Raw genomic sequence first — 16,873 nt, 5'->3', positions numbered from 1 at the left:
GGCCCAAAGCCACTGTTCAGAGATGACATCCAGCCAAGGGGAGCCCGCCCAGGGCACGGGCGCCCTGCACGAACGGCCCGTGGGCCTGGTGGGGCTGGGGCTGATCGGTGGGTCGCTGGGACTGGATCTGCAGGCCGCCGGCCTGGAGGTGCGGGCCCTGGTGCATCGCGAACGCACCGCCGAGCGGGCCCGGGAGCGCCAGCTGGCCAATCGGATCGACACCGATCCAGCGGTGCTGCAGGGCTGCGGGCTGATCGTGCTGGCCCTGCCCCTCGATCGCCTCCTGGATCCGCCGACAGAACTCCTGGCTGCCCTGCCCAGGGAGGCGGTGATCACCGATGTGGGCTCGGTGAAACGGCCGGTGCTTGAACGCTGGGAGCCGCTGCATCCGCGCTTCGTGGCCAGCCATCCGATGGCCGGCACCGCTGAAGCGGGCGTGGAGGCGGGCCTGCGGGGCCTGTTCGCGAGCCGCCCCTGGGTTGCAACCCCCACCGCCAGCACCGCCCCTGCCGCTCTGGCCCTGGTGCAGGAGCTCGCTCAGGCCGTGCGGGCGCAGTGGCTCTGCTGCGCTGCCGCGGCCCACGACCAGGCCGTGGCTCTGATTTCGCACATGCCGGTGCTGGTGAGCGCAGCGCTGCTGGAGGCAGCAGACCAGGGCGGCCAGGCGGCTGGCGCCGGGGCCTTGGTGCGGCAACTGGCCTCCAGTGGCTTCGCCGACACCAGCCGCATCGGTGGGGGCAACCCAGAACTGGGCACCCTGATGGCCCGCTGCAATCAAGGCGCCGTACTGGAAGCCATCCGGCAGTACCGCCAGCAGCTGGGCGAGCTGGAAGCACTGGTGGAGCGGAACGCCTGGCCGGCCTTGCAGCAACGGCTGGAGCACTGCCAGGCCTTGCGCCCCGAATTCCTCTAAGGCGCCAGCTGCAGCTCTCGGCCACGGGCCTCCAACAGCTGCCGGCAGGCGGTGAAGGCCGAAAGGCTCACCCCGGCCGTGCCCTCACCCGGATAGATCGCATCACCGCAGAGCCAAAGCCCCGGCAGCGGCGTGCGACTGGCCAGCCCAAACGGGCCAAAGCGGCTCGGGTGCTGCCCAAGCCCCCCCACAAAACCAAAGGGCCGGCCCGTCCAACCGGCAAAGCCCCGGGGCGTGGCCAGCTCCGCATGCAGGTAGGTCTCGGGCCGCAGGCCGAGCAACTGCTGCAAGCCAGCCTGAATGCCCGTCAGGGCCTGCTGTTTGCGCGCTTGATAGTCGGCCTCGGCCAAGCCAAACCAGGGCTTGGCGGGGGTGAACACGCTGGCGATCACGGTGGCCTGGCCGGCGGGGGCGCGGCCATCGCCCTCAGCACTGATCGATACGAACAGGTTGCCGGGCTCAGCCCACTCCAGCTGGGCATGCAAACCCAGATCCTGGGGCAGGCAATCCCTCGGCACGGCGCCGTAGAGCACCAGCGCACCGGAGGGATCGGGAAAGGCCGCAATCCGCTGGCGATAGGCCTCGGGCAGAGCCGGGCCCAACAGCTCCGGCAGCAGCTGGGGCGGCAAGGTATTCACCACCTGATCGGCCTGCAGGGCAAAGGGCCGCTGCGCAGCCGCCTGCCCCTCCAGCTGCCAGCCAGCGGCCACGGGCGTTAGGCGCTGCACGCGGTGGCGAAGCCGCAGGCGGCCACCCGCCTGGGCCAGGGCCTGCTCGAGGGCGCTGCTGAGCGCCTGCATCGAGCCCTGCAGATGCCAAAGGCCCAGCGGTGCCTGGGCCATGGCCAACACAGTGGCCCCGTAGAGGGCAGCGGTGCGATCGGCGGGCTCCTGGGAATAGAGCTTCAGCTGCAGATCGAGGAAGCGCCGCAAGCGCTGATCGCGGCCGCAACCGCAAAGCACCAGCAGATCGGCCACCGTGGCGCCCACCAGCACCCCACTGGCGAGGCTGCCGGGGCCAACAGCACCCAGCAGCTGGCGCAGATCCCAGAGGCTGCGGGGAGGAAGCACCGGATCCCGGCCCGCAAACGCCCAGTTGCTGCGGTGCAACCAGCCACAGAGCTGCCAGAAACGCTCACTGCCGGGGAACTCGCGCTGCCGCTCCTGCTGCCAGCGCTGGGGATCGCGCCACAGGGCGATGGGCTGGTGCTCCCCAGCCAGCTGCACGCTGCAGCCGGGATCCAGCGGAGTAGCCGCTGGCAACGGCAGGTTGAAGTGGCGAAACAGGCGCTCGTGGATCCCGCCCGGCTCAAACCCCGCCACCTGGGTGGCGCCGGCATCAAAGGTGTACGGGCCACGGCGGAACGTGCCCGCGCAGCCGCCGCTCTGGCTATGGGCCTCCAGCAGCTCCACCTGCAGCCCCTCAGCGGCCAACACCGCTGCGGCGGTGAGACCGGCAATGCCGCCCCCCACCACCGCCACATCACAACGGCTCACCATCGCGGCATGCTGGCAGCGCGCGCGTCGGGAGTGGCCATGCAGCAGCAGGTGATGGCGCGCTGGCTGGCGCAGCAGGGGCTCGAGCTGGCGGCCATGCAGCCGGTGGGTGGCGGCTGCATCCATCGCGCCTGGCAGCTGGATCTCCGAGATGGCAGCCGGCGCTTTGCCAAAACCAACCGCGCCGCACTTCTGCCCGTGCTTGAGGCCGAGGCTGATGGTCTGGCCGCCTTGAGCGCGGCCGCGGCGCTGGAGCCAACGGCGGCGCCAGGTCCCTCGATTCCTGAACCCCTGGCCCTTGCGGAACTGGAGGGTGAGGCCGTGTTGCTGCTGAGCTGGCTGGAGCTGGGCGGCGGCAGTCAGCAGGGCTGGCAGGAGCTGGGCCAAGGCCTCGCCCGGCTGCACCGCGCCGGCCTGGCCAGCAGCGATGGACGCTTCGGCTGGCATCAGAGCAACTTCATCGGCTCTGGCCCGCAACACAACAGCTGGCGCAGCAGCTGGGCAAGCTTTTTCAGCGAGCAGCGCTTAGGCGTGCAGCTGCAGCTGGCGGCCAACGCGGGCCGCGCCCTGCCCCAGGCGGAGGCCTTGCTGGAGCAGGTGCCCCACTGGCTGGCAGGCCATCAGCCGGAGGCCTGCCTGGTGCACGGCGATCTTTGGAGCGGCAATGCTGGCTTGCTCCGCGGCGGCGGCAGCGCCGTGTTTGATCCAGCGGTCTACCGCGCGGATCGCGAGGTGGATCTGGCGATGGCACGCCTATTCGGCGGCTTTCCGGCCGCCTTCTTTGAGGGCTACAGCCAGGAATGGCCCCTACCGGCAGGCCACCTCCAGCGCGTGGAGCTATACAACCTGTATCACATGCTCAACCACGCCAACCTGTTTGGTGGTGGCTACTGGCAGCAAAGCGCCGCCAGCATCCAGGCACTACTGCGCACCTGGAGCTGACGACGATGGGTGGAACGAACCTGGCTTAGCCGAGGTATTCCTTGCGGAGGGTCTGCACCTTGGTGATCACCGCCGAGCGCTTGTCGCTGGTGGTGAGGTTCTGCCAGCTCCACTGGCCCACCACCACCAGGCCCAGCAGTTCCAGCAGGCCGGGCACCACGGGCAGAAGGTTGATGGTGTCGATCACGCCTTTAATCAGCACCTGGGCAACGATCACCACCACCAGAACGCCCACACCCTTGCCGATGCGGCCCATCTGGCTCCAATCCACCTTGTCGAGGGTCTCGTTCACCTTGCTGAGCACCTCGCTGTAGCGCTCGGTGAAGCTGGCGCCGGACTCCTCTGCGTCAGGGCTGGCCTGGTCCTTGAGGTCGGGGGTCTCGACGGTCATCGGCCAGGTCATGAATTATTACTTCGCCATAAGGTATCCGGGTGCGTGCACTAACGCCAGAGCGCCTGCAGTTCGGTGGGCATTGCCTGATCGTTCTCGAACGCACGCTGCGGGCCGCAGAGCCTGAGGAGGGCTGCGCGCTGCTGCTGGGGACCCACAGCCACACAACGCTGCGGGTGCAATGGATCTGGCCTTGCCGCAACGTGTGGACGCCGGCCGAGGAACGGCGGCAGCGCTTCAGCCTCGACCCACGCGAGCAGCTGCTGGCCCAGCGCTGGTGCCGCAACCGCGCCCTCACGGTGCTCGGGGCTGCCCACAGCCATCCCACCAGTGCCGCCGTGCCATCGGCCACCGACCGACAACGCTGCGTCGGCCCCACCTTGATGGTGATCCGCAGCGGCCTGGAACCGCCCCCTGCGCACCTGCGGGCTTGGTGGATGCCGGAGGTGGGAGGCGCTCCCCCACACCTTGCAGATCCCAAGGAACTCGCGATTGAGCCGCAACCGGCGGCGCCAGGGGCCGAGCATTTGGGAGAGTAGGGAGCTGGACAGCGTTTCGCTCGCCCCATGCTTCCCCCCGACACCACCGGCATCGAGCTCAGCCCCGATGAGGTGGCCCGCTTTGCGCGCCACCTGATCCTGCCGGAAGTGGGCATGGAGGGGCAGAAGCGCCTCAAGGCCTCCTCGGTGCTGTGCGTGGGCACCGGCGGCCTGGGTTCACCGCTGCTGCTCTATCTGGCGGCTGCCGGCGTGGGCCGGATCGGCATCGTGGATTTCGATGTAGTGGATCACTCCAACCTGCAGCGGCAGGTGATCCACGGCACCAGCTGGGTAGGCAAGCCCAAGATCGAATCGGCCAAAGCGCGCATCCTCGAGATCAACCCCCACTGCCAGGTGGATCTCTACGAAACGGCGCTCACCAGTGAGAACGCCCTGGAGATCATCCGCCCGTACGACATCGTCTGCGACGGCACGGACAACTTCCCCACCCGCTACCTGGTGAACGACGCCTGCGTGCTGCTGGGCAAGCCCAACGTGTACGGCTCGATCTTCCGCTTTGAAGGCCAGGCCACGGTGTTCAACCTGGATGCCGAAAGCCCCAACTACCGCGACCTGTTCCCCGAGCCGCCGCCGCCGGGCATGGTGCCCTCCTGCGCTGAAGGCGGCGTGGTGGGCGTGCTGCCCGGAATCATTGGCGTGATCCAGGCCACCGAGGCCGTGAAGATCATCACCGGCATCGGCACCACCCTCAGCGGCCGCCTGCTGCTGTTCGATGCCCTGGGCATGAAGTTCCGCGAGCTGAAGCTGCGGCCCAACCCCGAGCGCCCGGTGATCGAGAAACTGATCGACTATCAGGAGTTCTGCGGCGTGGGCGGCACCGCCCCCGGGCAGGAAGAGGCCGGCGCGGTGGAGAGCATCAGCGTCAGCGAATTGAAGACCCTGCTCGATGGCGACACCTCGGGGATGGTGCTGATCGACGTGCGCAACCCACCCGAAGCCGAAATCGGCGTGATCCCCGGCGCCACCTTGATCCCGCTCGATCAGATCGAAAACGGCACCGCTGTTGATCGCGTGAAGGAACTCGCCGCCGGCAAGACCCTCTACGTGCACTGCAAACTGGGCGGCCGCAGCGCCAAGGCCCTAATCGCCCTCAAGCGCCACGGCATCGAGGGCATCAACGTGGCCGGCGGCATCGACGCCTGGAGCCAAGAGGTGGATCCGAGCGTGCCGCGCTACTGAGGGCTACGGCCCTCAGTAATCCACCCCGCGCTTGAGATCAACGCCCCGCTCGGCGTAATGCTTGTGGCACACCATCTCGGAGTGCACTGAGGCCAGATCGAAATAGGCCGGCGGGTGCTTGCAACGGCCCGTGAGGATCACCTCGGTTTCCGAGGGCTTGCGCAGCAGCGTTTGCACGATCGGCTCCACCGGCAGCAGCTCGAGGTCCACCGTGGGGTTGATCTCATCAAGGATCACCGTTTTGTAGAGGCCACTGGAGATCGCGGCGCGGGCGATCTCCCAGGCGCGCTCCGCTTCCACGTAATCGATCGGCTGCTGCTGACCGCGCCACACAATCGCGTCGCGACCAGAGCGCAGGTGATCCACCAGGTGGGGATAGCTCTCGCGCAGAGCCGCAATCGCTGCGTCTTCGGTGTAGCCGCTGCCGCCCTTGAGCCACTGCAGGATCAACACCCGATGGCTTTTGTCTTGGGAGATGCCGCGGCCGATCGCTTGCAGGGCCTTGCCCAGGGCACTGGTGGATTTGCCCTTGCCCTCACCGGTGTACACCTCAATGCCATCGATGCCGGCCGCAGCGTCGGCGGGCGGGGTGTCTTGGCGGCGATGGGCGCGCATCTCCGAGTGGAGATCGGCGATCTGCACCAGCGAACGCGGGGCGCCGCGGCCCGTCACGATCACTTCCATGCCCGGGGGCTTGGCCGCCAGGGTGCGCACCACGTCGTCGGCATCGAGCAGCCCCAGATCGAGCACCGGGTTGAGCTCATCGAGCACCACCACCGAATAGAGGTCGCTGGCGATGGCGCCCTTGGCGATGGTCCAGCCGCGCTCGGCCTCCTGAAGATCAATACGGGTGATCTCATCGGCCCCGAAAAACTCGCCGCGGCCGGTGCGCACCTGATCGATCAGATGGGGGAAACCCTGCTGCAGGGCCTCGATGGCGGCGTCTTCGTCGTAGGCGCGGCCAGGCCCCTTGAGGAAGCGCAGCAGCAGCACGCGGGTTTGCTTCTGCTCGCAGATGCCCAGGCCGATCGTGCGCAGCACCACGCCAAGCGCCGCCTGGCTCTTGCCCTTGCCCTCACCGTCGTACACATGCAGCTGGCCGTGGCTGCGCTCGCTGCTGCCGGCGGCGGTGCGAATGCCGATGCCACGCCCGGTGCCGCGGCTGGTTGTGGTGGCGGAAGTTGCCTGCGGGGCCATGGCCAAGCCACTTACCGTCGGACTCTAACGACGGCGTCTGGAGCGCCATCGCCAACGGTTTGCAGCGCTGATGCCGGCACAGCACCCCACCGTGGACGGGCTCGAGCCCGCTTGGCAGCAAGCCCTGGCGGAGCTGCGCGCCAGCATCGCTCGCCAGCCGGCCGCCTTGGTGGCCTATTCCGGCGGGGTGGATAGCGCCCTGGTGGCGGCGATCGCGGCAGAACAATTGGGGGCTCGTGCCCTGGCGATCACAGGCGTGTCCCCGGCGCTGGCGCCCCACCTGCGGCAGGAGGCCCAGCTGCAGGCGCAATGGATGGGCATCGCCCACCGCGAGATCGCCACCTCAGAGCTGAATGATCCGGCTTACAGCAGCAATCCGGCCGATCGTTGCTACGCCTGTAAACGAGAGCTCCACACCCTGCTGGCCCAGATGCGCGAGTCGGCGACCGCTGAAGGATTCCAGGCCGCCGTGGTGCTCGATGGGGTGAACCACGACGATCTGGGCGATCACAGGCCCGGCATCCGCGCCGCCCAGGAGCGCGGCGTGATCTCCCCCCTGGCGGAGCTGGGCATCAGCAAAGCGGGGGTGCGCGCCATCTCCAAGGCCCTGGGCTTCCCCTGGTGGGACAAGCCAGCGCAGCCCTGCCTGGCTTCACGCTTTCCCTACGGCGAAGCGATCAGCGCCGAACGCCTGCAGCGGGTGGCCCGCGCCGAAGCCTGGCTGCGCCAGCGCGGCTTTACGGAGCTGCGGGTCCGCAGCCAAGGGGAGGCTGCTCGCATCGAACTCCCGACCGATCAGTTACCAGCCCTGCTCGACGCGCAGCTGCGGCCAACGCTGGTGGCGGCCTTCCTCGAGCTGGGCTTCACCGCCGTGAGCCTCGATCTGGAGGGTCTGGTGAGCGGCAAGCTCAACCGAGCCCTGCCGCAGCTCTGAGATGCAAGGCCACGAGGTCCAGATCGCCACGTTGTTTGTGGCTGTGGCGCTGGCGGCCTGGCTGCCGTCCCTGCTGCCCTGGCTCGCCCTGCCAGCACCGGTGCTGGAGCTGCTGCTCGGCATCGCCATCGGCCCCCATGGCTTCAACCTCGACAGCAACGGCCCGGTGATCTCGATGATCTCCACGCTGGGGATGGCCGTGCTGTTCCTGCGGGCCGGCTTTGAAGTGGAGCCGGAGATGGTGCGAGGCCGGGCCCTGAAGCTCGCCTGGAAGGGCTGGCTGGCTTCGGCGGGCTTGGCCGTGGTGGCCGCTGCTGGGCTGGTGGCGGTGGGGGCATTTCCCGGTGCTGCTTGGCCGTGGGTGGCCTTGGCGCTCTGCACCACGGCCCTGGGCGTGGTGCAGCCCCTGCTGCGCGATCGCGGCTCGCTCCCAGATGGCTACGGCCAAACCCTCGTGGTAGCGGCAGGCTTCGGCGAGGTGATGCCCACCCTGCTGCTCAGCCTGGTGGTGGCCCGGGCTGATCGCCTGGCGGATCAGGTGCTGGCCATCCTCGGCTTCAGCGGACTCTGCGCCCTGCTGCTGTGGCTGGTGATCCGCCACCGGCACCGCTGGGAAGGCTTTGTCGAGCGCACCATGCACGATTCAGCCCAGCTGCCGATCCGCCTGGTGATGGGGTTGCTGGTGTTGATGGTGGTGATCAGCAACCTGGTGCAGATCAACCTGGTGCTGGGGGCGTTGGTCACTGGGGTGCTGCTGCGCTTCGGCACCAATCCATCCCATCAGCAAGCCCTGGCTGATCGCCTCGATGGGCTGGGGAGCGGCTTTCTGATTCCGCTCTTTTTCATCCATTCCGGGATGCTCCTCGATTTCAGCGCCCTGGGCAACGATCCCCTGGCCATCGCCTGGATTCCGGTGGTGGCTGCGCTGATGCTGCTGGTGCGCGGCGGCCCCATGTGGTGGCTGGATCGCCCCTGGCTGCCGCAGCGGGCGCGCCTGGCCCTCGCCCTCGACTGCGGCACGCAGCTGCCGCTGGTGGTCGCGATCGCTGTGCTGGCGCTGCAGCGCCAGGTGCTCACGGCCAGCCAATCCACCCTGCTGGTGGCCGGCGCCATGCTCACGGTGATGGTGTTCCCAGCCGCTGCAACCCGGCTGCTGAAATCGCCGACGGAGCTGCGGCACTGAGCTGCGGCGTTGAGCAACCGGCGCGCTCCATGCCAATCAAAAGCCCCTCCCGAGGGAGGGGCTGCGGTGGGGCCGTGGGGGCTTCAGGCGGCAGCCAGAGCCGGTTCCCGCTCTGCACCAGCCACGCAACCGGGGGTTTCGCGGCGGAAGCTCTTGAGCTTGTAGTTGCCGGCGTCGAGCTCTTCGCTGAGCACGATGCAAGCCCGTTCGGGCATGGTGTGGTCACCGCAGGTGAACACGTCCACAGCCGCGTAGCCCGATTCAGGCCAGGTGTGGATGGAGATATGGGATTCAGCCAGTAGAGCCAGCCCCGTCACACCCTGGGGGTCAAACCGGTGGGTGATCAGGTTCAGGAGAGTGGCGCCAGCACGCTTCGCAGCGGTGGTGATGGCGTTCCTGAGGAAAGCCTCGTCGTCGAGCTTGGCGGGATCGCAGTTGTAGAGCTCGAGAATGCAGTGTTTACCCACCATCTCGGTGGCACTGGGTGCTTGGGGGCTTGCGGAGAAAGTCTCAGCTCCGGTCCATCCCGGGTTGGGGTGGAGGCAGGCCGCTTGGGTCATCAGATCCAGGCAAAACAGCAAATCACCTTACTGGCCAGGCTGCAGCGACCCAGCCTCAACGGTCACCACTTGAGAACGCTGGTGCCAGCCGCCGCTGAACGCCCCCAGGTGCGTAGCGCTCACCAGGCACTGATGGCCCTCTCCCACAGCCTCCAGCAACAGCTGCTGCCGGCCCGGATCCAGCTCCGCCAACACGTCGTCGAGCAGCAGCAGGGGCGGCTCGCCCCAGAGCTGGTGCACCAGCTCCAGCTCCGCCAGCTTCAGGGCCAGCACCAGGGTGCGCTGCTGCCCCGCTGATCCATAGCGGCGGGCCGGCTGCTCCCCCAGCTCCAGGGCCACTTCATCGCGATGGGGCCCCACACTGCACTGGCCCAGCCGCAGCTCCTCGGGCCGCTGCTGCCGCAGTTGCTCCAGCAGTGCATCGCGCCACGGGCCCTCCGCCTCCTCCCCGTCGAGCTGGCTGCCTGGCTGATAACGCAGCTGCAGCTGCTCGCGGCCACCGCTGAGGCGCTCCTGCCAGGCAGCCGCCAGTGGCTGCAGCCGCCGCAGCGCCCGTAGGCGGCGGCGATGCAGGCGGGTGCCGATCAGGGCCATCTGCTGATCGAAGGCCTCCAGCAACTCCGGTTGCATCCCCGCCCCCAAACCGCGGCGCAGCAGCTGCGAGCGCTGGCGCAACAGGCGGCCATAGCGGCTGAGCAGTTCGGCATACACCGGCTCCAGCTGCAGCACCACCCGATCGAGCCACTGGCGCCGCAAGGCCGGCTCCCCCCGCACGAGCTCCAGGTCGAGGGCACTGAACCCCACGCAGCGCAATGGACCGATCAGCTCATGCTGGCGCTCGAGCACCTTGCCGTTGCGCCGCGCCTGCCGCCCCCCCTGGCGGCGCAGCTCAAGCTCCAGCAGATCACCACCTTCACAGCTGGCGCTGATCAACGCCTGGCGCTCTCCCTGACGGATCAGATCACGATCGCTGCTGCAGCGATGGGAGCGCAGGCTGCCGAGCAGCTCCACCGCTTCAAGCAGGTTGGATTTGCCCTCGCCATTGCGGCCGATCACCAGCAACCGCGGCGCCTCGAAGGCGAGGCTCAGGCCGCTGTAGTTGCGGAACTGGCGCAGCTCCAGGCGATGCAGCCGAATGGGTCTGGGGCGCTCTGACGGCTAAGGTAAAGCCCGTGAGGTGCTGCTCCCGCGAGGGCATGTAGCTCAGTTGGATAGAGCATCAGATTCCGGTTCTGAGTGTCGGGGGTTCGAGTCCCTCCATGCTCGTGAGGTTCGGAGTAGCCCACTCACCACTCAGCCCTGCTCCGGCGGGGTTTTTTTTGTGCCTGCTCAGAGGCTGAGCCCCATGGCGCGGATGCCGCCGGGATCTACCACAAAGCCGTGGCGTTTGAGGGCCTCCTGGGCCATCGGCGCCGCCGCCACCGAAATGCTGCAGCCCGGCAGCTCCCGCCGCAGCCGGCTCAGAGCGGTGTACACCAACACGGTCATCAGCTGCTCCTGCTGAGCATCGCCGGGATGGGCACTGAGATCCCAGAGGTTGGCGTTGAGGGCCAGGTCGCTGGTGACGCGCACAAAGCCCACCAGCGCACCGGAGGCATCACGCACGCTCAGCTGCCAGGTGCTGCGCTGCAGCGCCGCCTCCAAGCGAGGGAGGGGGCGGCTGGGATCCCCACAGGCCACGAGCAGGGCATTGAGCTCCTCCGCCAGGGGCGGCAACTCACTGGAGAGGCTGTAGCCCGGTGGTAGCGCCGGAGCCTGAGGCTGCGACCGGAAGGGGATCAACAGGGAGTCGAGCACCGCGCGTCCTCAACCGGTGTTGCGCATGCCGGCGGCGATGCCATTGATGGTGAGCAGGGCACCCCGCAGCAGCTCGCTGCGGCTGTAGGTGCGGCCGTCGTCGCTGGCGGCGGCTTCACTCATGGGGGGTTGGCGGTTCTGATCGCGCAGGCGCCGCAGCAGCGCCACCTGCAGATAGCCCAGGGGAATGATCGTGCGGTTGCGCAGCTCCACCGAGAGCTGCAGGGCCGGGTCTCCGTCCAGCAACCGCTGATGGCCGGTGATCGCCAGCACCAGATCGCGGGTGAGCGCAAATTCCTTGGCGATCACGCCAAAGATCTGCTCGAAGGCCTCCCGCAGCTCCGGCCGCCCCAGGGAGCGCACGTAGTGATGGGCCAGATCCAAATCCACCTTGGAGAGAGTCATCTCCACCTTGGAGATCAACATCCGGAAGAAGGGCCAGCGCTGATACAGCTGCTGGAACAGCTCCAGCTGCCCGGGGTCGCTGTCGAGCTCCTCCTGCAGGGCGGCGCCCACGCCAAACCAACTGGGCAGCAGGAAACGGCTCTGGGTCCAACCAAACACCCAGGGGATCGCCCGCAGGCTGGAGAGGTCTTTGGCGCCGCTCTTGCGGCGGGCCGGGCGGCTGGAGATCTGCAGCTTGCTGATCTCCTCGATCGGGGTGACCTGCTGGAAGAAGGCCACCAGATCAGGGTTCTCGTGCACCAGGGCGCGGTAATGGCTGCGAGAGGAGGCCGCCAGCCGGGCCATCAGCTCGTTCCAGTCGGGGGTTTCATCCACATGGCTGGTGATCAGGCTGTTCTGAATCACCGCCGTCGACACGGTTTCGAGGTTGTAGAGCGCCAGCTCGGGCAGGGAGTATTTGGAGGCGAGCACTTCCCCCTGCTCGGTGATCTTGATACGGCCGTTGAGGGTGCCGCTGGGCTGGGCCAGGATCGCCTGATAAGCCGGACCCCCGCCCCGGCCCACGGAGCCGCCGCGGCCGTGGAAGATGCGCAAGGCCACGCTGTGGCGGGTGGCCAGCTGCTGCAGCGCTATCTGGGCTTGATGGATCTCCCAGTTGCTGGAGAGGAAGCCGGAATCCTTGTTGCTGTCGGAATAGCCGAGCATCAGCTCCTGCAGCGGCTTGCCGGTGGGGCTGGTGCTGGCAATCAGCTGCCGGTAGAAGGGTTCGCTGAACAGCCGCTCCATCACCGCCGGAGCAGCCTTGAGGTCTTCCACCGTTTCAAACAACGGCACCACCAGCAGATCGGAGCGCTGGGCCATCGGATCCACCAGGCCGGCCTCTTTAGCCAGCAGCAACACCTCCAGCAGATCCGACACCGTGTGACTCATCGAGATCACATAGGTGCGGCAGATGCGGCTGCCGAATTCCTGCTGGAGGCGATGCACCACCCGCAGCACGTCGAAGGTTTCGGCGGTGGCCGGGCTCCACTGCACCGCCGGCGGGATCAGCGGCCGGCGGGTCTGCAGTTCGGTGAGCAACCACTCCACCCGCTGCGCCTCCTCCATCTCGCCGTAGGGCACCGGCAGCTGCAGGTAGCGGCTGAGCTCATCAAGAGCATCGCTGTGGCGGGTGCTCTCCTGGCGGATATCGAGGCTGGCCAGGCAGAAAGCAAAGGTATGCACCTGGGCGATCAGGTTTTCCAGGGGCTCACACGTGAGGCCGGTGCCCTGAAGGCTGTCGTTGATCAGCTCCAGATCGGTGCGGAATTCAGTCACCGTGGCGTAGTGGAGCTCCGGCGCCGGTGCTGCCGCCAGCACGCCCTGGCCGAATTCCGGCAGCGGCGGACGGGTTTCACCGGGAGCTTCCCAGCCGGCGCTGGCCAGCTGCTGGTTGCGTTGATGGGTGAGCCGCAGCCGCTCAAGCACATAGCTGAGCTTCAGGCGGTAGGGCTCGAGCCGGTAGCGGGCGGCGCGCTCCTCGTAAATCTCGGGGAAGCGCAGCCGGTCCATCTCCAGCGATTCGAGCAGCGGTGCGCTCACCTGGCTCCACTGCATCGAGATGCTGAGCTGATCGCGCAGATCACCCACAGCCGCCACGTAGCGCTCGAGCATCAGCTGGCGCTGGTAGCAAGCGGTGCGCCAGGTGATGTCAGGCGTCACCGAGGGGTTTCCATCGCGATCGGAGCCCACCCAGGAGCCGAAGGTGCAGAAGGCATCGCTGGGGGGCGCCACATCGGGGTAGGTGGCGGTGAGGGCATTCCGGATGCGCTGCCGGAGCTGCGGCATGGCGCCGAAGAGCACCTGTTGGAAGTAGTGGAGGGCGTAATCCACTTCATCCAGCACCGATGGCTTGAACTGATGCAGCTCATCGGTGCGCCACCACAGCCGGATTTCCTCCTCAAGCTGCAGGCGCAGATTCTGATGATCGTTGAGGTTGGTGGGCTGGCTTTGCTGCAGCTGCTGAATCAGCGTGGCCACCCGCCGCTGCTTGTGGCGCACCGTGTGGCGCACGATCTCGGTGGGGTGGGCTGTGAACACCAGGCGGATGTCGAGCTCCACCAGCAGCTGTTCGATCTGGGCAGGAGGAACCCCCAGGGCCCGCAGGCGCGTGAACAACTCGCGGAAGGTGGCTGGCTCGCTCTGGCTGGCGAGGGGCGGCACAAAGGGATCATTGAGATCCTCAGGGTGGTGGGCCCGCAGGCTCGCCAGGTAGCTGTCTTCCTCGATGTGTTGCTCGAGGATGTTCACCAGCTGGAAATAGAGCGAAAACGCTCGGGCGGCGGCAATGGCCTCCGCCAGATCCATAGCGCGGATCAGTTCGATGATTTCGGCGGTGGAGCGCTCGGCGGCTTCTGAGCTGGAGGCGTCGCCGGGCACCCCATCCACCTCACAGCTCAACTCCTTCATGCGCAGCAGCCGCTCCGCCTGCTGCGCCGGACATTCACTACGCAGCACCGTCTGCCAAAGGTCTTCCACCAGCTCGAGGCGCTCATCGAGCAGACGCGTGACCCGGGGCTCAACCGCGACAGCAGAGGCTTCGTTGGCGGTGAGGGTGAGCCCCATGGAACTGTGCGAGGCAGAGACGTTGGCCATGATCATCCCAAAGCGGCTGCGCCGTCTGTCGCAAGCACGGCCGTGAGCTCGCCTTCCCGCTGGGCCATCGCGGCAGCGCCAGCCGCGATTAAGGGCGCCACGGCCGCACCAGCGGCATGAGCTGAGAGCCACTGCTGCGCCTGGTTTCCATCCTGAAGCAGGCTGTGCAAGGGCGCCAGCCAGCGCTCCAGCTCCAGCTGCTGGGCCAGGGGGGCCAACGCCTGCAGCTCCGTAGCCAACCACTGGCGGGCCAGCAGCGGTTCCCCATGGCGCCAATGCCGCAGCTCTGCATCGAGGCTGCTGCGGGCCGCAGCCCGATCATTGGCATCGGCCAGCTCAGCCAGCTGCTCGAGGCTCAGGGCGCTGGCGTGCAGTGGGTCGTGAGCCTGGGGATCACGCAGCAACTGCTGAATGCGCAGCTCGGCGAAGGCCGTGATAGCCAGAAGCTGGAGCGGATCGGCGATCAGATCGCAGATGCGGATCTCCAGCCGGTTGAGATCGTGGGGCCGGTTATCGCCATTGGGGCGAACGGACGTCCAGAGATGGCGCACGTTTTGCATGGTGCCCAGCTGCAGCTGCTCCTCCACCCAGCGCACGTAGTGCTGATGGCTCTCAAACAGCGGCACCTGCTCTGGGGTGAGCGGGAACTGCAGCCACCGCTGGGAATGGGCGCCGGTGGCGACCCCATCGAGGAATGGTGAACTGGCACTGAGGGCCAGCAGCAGCGCCGCCTCACAGCGCACCAGTCGGCAGGCGGCAAACAGGGCCTCCATCTCGGTGAGGCCCAGGTTGATGTGCACGCTGGCCGTCACCACCCGGGTGCCGTAGGTGGCCTCGATGTAGGCGTGATACGGGTTGGCTGGATCGGAGCGCTCGAAGCGGCGGCTATCGCCCGTGCTCAGGGTGCTGCCGGGCAGCAGCGTGAGCTCCCGATCGGCCAACCAGCAGCGCAGGCGCCGGCGCGGCTCCAGCAGCAGCTCCAGCTGGGCGGCGTAGCCGGCCTCCGGCGGTGTGGTGTATTCGAGATTGCGGCAATCGGGTTCGGTCACAAACCCCTCCAAGGCCTCAGCCGCCTCGGCTGAGCAACCCACCACCGTGCCGTCGGCGCGGCCGGTGTAGAGCTCCACCTCGAAGCCCTTGAGCAACAGGGGGTAGCTCATGCCAGGCAGGCCAGAGCTTTGAGCATGCCGCGGGCCTTGTTGAGGGTTTCTTGAAACTCCGATGCCGGCACCGAATCCGCCACCAGCCCGGCGCCCGCCTGCACCTGCACCCGCCAGCCCCCGTTCTGGGCCGGCAGCACCACCATCGTGCGGATGGTGATGGCGGTGTTGAGGGCACCGCTGAGATCCATGGCGCCGTAGACGCCGGAATAGGGCCCGCGCGCATCGTGCTCCAGGGCATGAATCAGCTGCATGGCGCGGATCTTGGGGGCGCCGCTCACCGTGCCCGCCGGGAAGGAGGCCATCAGCAGATCCCACACGTCGCGAGAGGGATCCAGCAGCCCTTCCACTTCACTCACGATGTGCATCACATGGGAGTAGCGCTCGATCACCATCAGTTCACTCACACTCACGCTGCCGGGCTGGCAGACGCGGCCGAGGTCGTTGCGGCCCAGATCCACCAGCATCACGTGCTCCGCCCGCTCCTTGGGGTCGGCCAGCAGATCCGCTTCCAGGACCTGGTCTTCCGCCTCATCCACACCGCGGGGGCGGGTGCCGGCAATCGGCCGCAGGGAAGCCTTCACCCGGCCGCTGCCATCGGCCATGGGCTCAGCCTTCACCATCACCTCGGGGCTGGAGCCGATCAGGTGCCAGCCGCCGAAGTTGAAGAACGCCATATAGGGAGATGGGTTCACCATCCGCAGGCTGCGATAGAGCTCGAAGGGCTCGCGCTGCACCTCGGTTTCCAGCCGCTGGCTGATCACCAGCTGGAACACATCTCCAGCGGCAATGTGCTCCTTGGCGCTGAGCACCGCCGCCTCAAAATCCTCCCGGGTGCGGTTGCTGGTGGTGGGCAGCTCCGCCGTGGGCGACTCGCGCCAGTCCAGGGGCGTGAGACCGGGCGGCAGGGGCGCATGCATGCGCTGCTCCAGGCCGTCGAGGCGTTGCATGGCCGCGTCGTACGCGGCGGCCGGATCAGCGCCAGCGCTGCAATCCACATAGGCCACGGCCGTGATCTGCCGCTTCACCTGATCGAACACCAACAGGCTGTCGGCCAACATCCAGCAACCATCCGGAGGGCCTGCGGGGTTGGTGGGATGCACGGGCACGCTGGGCTCGATCCAGCGGATCAGCTCATAGCCCCAGAAGCCAAACAACTGCCCCACCGGCGGCAGCCCGGGAATGGTGGAGGGGGTGTAAGGCTGCAGCGCCTCGCGCAGCAGATCAAAGGGATTGCCCTGGAGGGTATGGCCGCGGCCATCACGCCAGCACTGCTCCGCCTGATCGCCGCGCACGGTGAGGGTCCAGAGCGGATCGCTCACCACAAAGCTCCAGCGGCCGATGCGCTCACCGCCCTCCACGCTCTCCAGCAGCACGCCGTGGTCGCTGCCGGCACCCACCTTCAGCCAGGTGGTGAGCGGTGTTTCCAGATCCGCCGGCCAGGTGCGCCAGATCGGAATAAAGCTGCTGCCCGCCTCAGCCTGGGCCAGAACAGTGGCGCGGTCGGGAGAAGGCATCACGG

General features: G+C 67.6%; 15 protein-coding genes and 1 tRNA gene. 7 read left to right on the top strand and 9 right to left on the bottom strand.

Annotation, left to right across the window (positions count from 1 at the left end):
* The first annotated feature begins 22 nt into the window (after nucleotides 1–22).
* Nucleotides 23–913: a prephenate/arogenate dehydrogenase gene (locus KUL97_RS06335; protein WP_217796150.1), complete on the top strand. Its 891-nt coding sequence runs from the start codon at nucleotides 23–25 to the stop codon at nucleotides 911–913.
* Here the strand turns inward: KUL97_RS06335 and crtD are convergent.
* Nucleotides 910–2,412 carry a C-3',4' desaturase CrtD gene (gene crtD, locus KUL97_RS06330; protein WP_217796149.1) on the bottom strand — a complete coding sequence of 501 codons (1,503 nt, stop codon included), beginning with the start codon at nucleotides 2,410–2,412 and terminating at the stop codon, nucleotides 910–912. The two genes, KUL97_RS06335 and crtD, sit on opposite strands and share 4 nt — an antisense overlap.
* Nucleotides 2,413–2,418: 6 nt before the next feature.
* On the opposite strand from crtD, the gene KUL97_RS06325 reads away from it, so the two are divergent.
* The gene (locus KUL97_RS06325; RefSeq protein WP_254896274.1) at nucleotides 2,419–3,351 is read left to right on the top strand and encodes a fructosamine kinase family protein; all 933 of its coding nucleotides are present in this window, start codon (nucleotides 2,419–2,421) and stop codon (nucleotides 3,349–3,351) included.
* Nucleotides 3,352–3,376: 25 nt separating this feature from the next.
* On the opposite strand, the gene KUL97_RS06320 is transcribed toward KUL97_RS06325, so the two are convergent.
* Nucleotides 3,377–3,742 (bottom strand): CAAD domain-containing protein, encoded by a 366-nt coding sequence (locus KUL97_RS06320; protein ID WP_217796148.1) that lies wholly within the window; start codon nucleotides 3,740–3,742, stop codon nucleotides 3,377–3,379.
* A 41-nt stretch (nucleotides 3,743–3,783) separates the two neighbouring features.
* Between KUL97_RS06320 and KUL97_RS06315 the strand changes: the two genes are divergently transcribed.
* On the top strand, nucleotides 3,784–4,281 hold the full coding sequence (locus KUL97_RS06315) for a M67 family metallopeptidase (RefSeq protein ID WP_217796147.1): 498 nt from the start codon (nucleotides 3,784–3,786) through the stop codon (nucleotides 4,279–4,281).
* Between the two features lie 27 nt (nucleotides 4,282–4,308).
* Complete coding sequence (moeB, locus tag KUL97_RS06310; protein WP_217796146.1) at nucleotides 4,309–5,481, top strand: molybdopterin-synthase adenylyltransferase MoeB; 1,173 nt, start codon at nucleotides 4,309–4,311, stop codon at nucleotides 5,479–5,481.
* A 12-nt stretch (nucleotides 5,482–5,493) separates the two neighbouring features.
* On the opposite strand, the gene KUL97_RS06305 is transcribed toward moeB, so the two are convergent.
* Nucleotides 5,494–6,678 (bottom strand): cob(I)yrinic acid a,c-diamide adenosyltransferase, encoded by a 1,185-nt coding sequence (locus KUL97_RS06305; protein WP_217796145.1) that lies wholly within the window; start codon nucleotides 6,676–6,678, stop codon nucleotides 5,494–5,496.
* Between the two features lie 70 nt (nucleotides 6,679–6,748).
* On the opposite strand from KUL97_RS06305, the gene larE reads away from it, so the two are divergent.
* Both larE and KUL97_RS06295 read left to right on the top strand, forming a co-directional pair.
* Nucleotides 6,749–7,612 (top strand): ATP-dependent sacrificial sulfur transferase LarE, encoded by an 864-nt coding sequence (gene larE, locus KUL97_RS06300; protein WP_217796144.1) that lies wholly within the window; start codon nucleotides 6,749–6,751, stop codon nucleotides 7,610–7,612.
* Nucleotide 7,613: 1 nt separating this feature from the next.
* Nucleotides 7,614–8,795 (top strand): cation:proton antiporter, encoded by a 1,182-nt coding sequence (locus tag KUL97_RS06295; RefSeq protein WP_217796143.1) that lies wholly within the window; start codon nucleotides 7,614–7,616, stop codon nucleotides 8,793–8,795.
* An 83-nt stretch (nucleotides 8,796–8,878) separates the two neighbouring features.
* Here KUL97_RS06295 and speD read toward each other — a convergent pair whose 3' ends face one another.
* A complete protein-coding gene (gene speD / locus KUL97_RS06290) occupies nucleotides 8,879–9,355 on the bottom strand; it encodes an adenosylmethionine decarboxylase (RefSeq protein WP_217796142.1) in 477 nt (158 codons plus the stop codon).
* A 27-nt stretch (nucleotides 9,356–9,382) separates the two neighbouring features.
* Nucleotides 9,383–10,492, bottom strand: a complete 1,110-nt coding sequence (recF, locus tag KUL97_RS06285; protein ID WP_217796201.1) for a DNA replication/repair protein RecF — start codon at nucleotides 10,490–10,492, stop codon at nucleotides 9,383–9,385.
* A 55-nt stretch (nucleotides 10,493–10,547) separates the two neighbouring features.
* Here recF and KUL97_RS06280 point away from each other — a divergent pair.
* Nucleotides 10,548–10,621: transfer RNA gene (locus tag KUL97_RS06280), tRNA-Arg, on the top strand.
* Between the two features lie 63 nt (nucleotides 10,622–10,684).
* Here the strand turns inward: KUL97_RS06280 and KUL97_RS06275 are convergent.
* From KUL97_RS06275 to KUL97_RS06260, 4 genes are read right to left on the bottom strand one after another with little or no spacing between them, the layout of a single operon-like run.
* Nucleotides 10,685–11,152 carry an N-acetyltransferase gene (locus KUL97_RS06275; protein WP_217796141.1) on the bottom strand — a complete coding sequence of 156 codons (468 nt, stop codon included), beginning with the start codon at nucleotides 11,150–11,152 and terminating at the stop codon, nucleotides 10,685–10,687.
* A gap of 9 nt (nucleotides 11,153–11,161) precedes the next feature.
* Entirely contained in the window at nucleotides 11,162–14,197 is a 3,036-nt protein-coding gene (gene ppc / locus KUL97_RS06270) for a phosphoenolpyruvate carboxylase (protein ID WP_217796140.1), read from the bottom strand.
* Complete coding sequence (gshA, locus tag KUL97_RS06265) at nucleotides 14,194–15,351, bottom strand: glutamate--cysteine ligase (protein ID WP_217796139.1); 1,158 nt, start codon at nucleotides 15,349–15,351, stop codon at nucleotides 14,194–14,196. Before gshA ends, ppc begins: the two co-directional genes overlap by 4 nt.
* The gene (locus KUL97_RS06260; RefSeq protein WP_217796138.1) at nucleotides 15,348–16,868 is read right to left on the bottom strand and encodes an anthranilate synthase component I family protein; all 1,521 of its coding nucleotides are present in this window, start codon (nucleotides 16,866–16,868) and stop codon (nucleotides 15,348–15,350) included. The genes gshA and KUL97_RS06260 overlap by 4 nt, the downstream gene beginning before the upstream one ends.
* Nucleotides 16,869–16,873: the final 5 nt, after the last annotated feature.

The sequence above is a fragment of the Synechococcus sp. HK05 genome (assembly GCF_019104765.1).
GTDB lineage: Bacteria > Cyanobacteriota > Cyanobacteriia > PCC-6307 > Cyanobiaceae > Vulcanococcus.
This window is presented reverse-complemented; position numbering and strand designations above follow the sequence as displayed.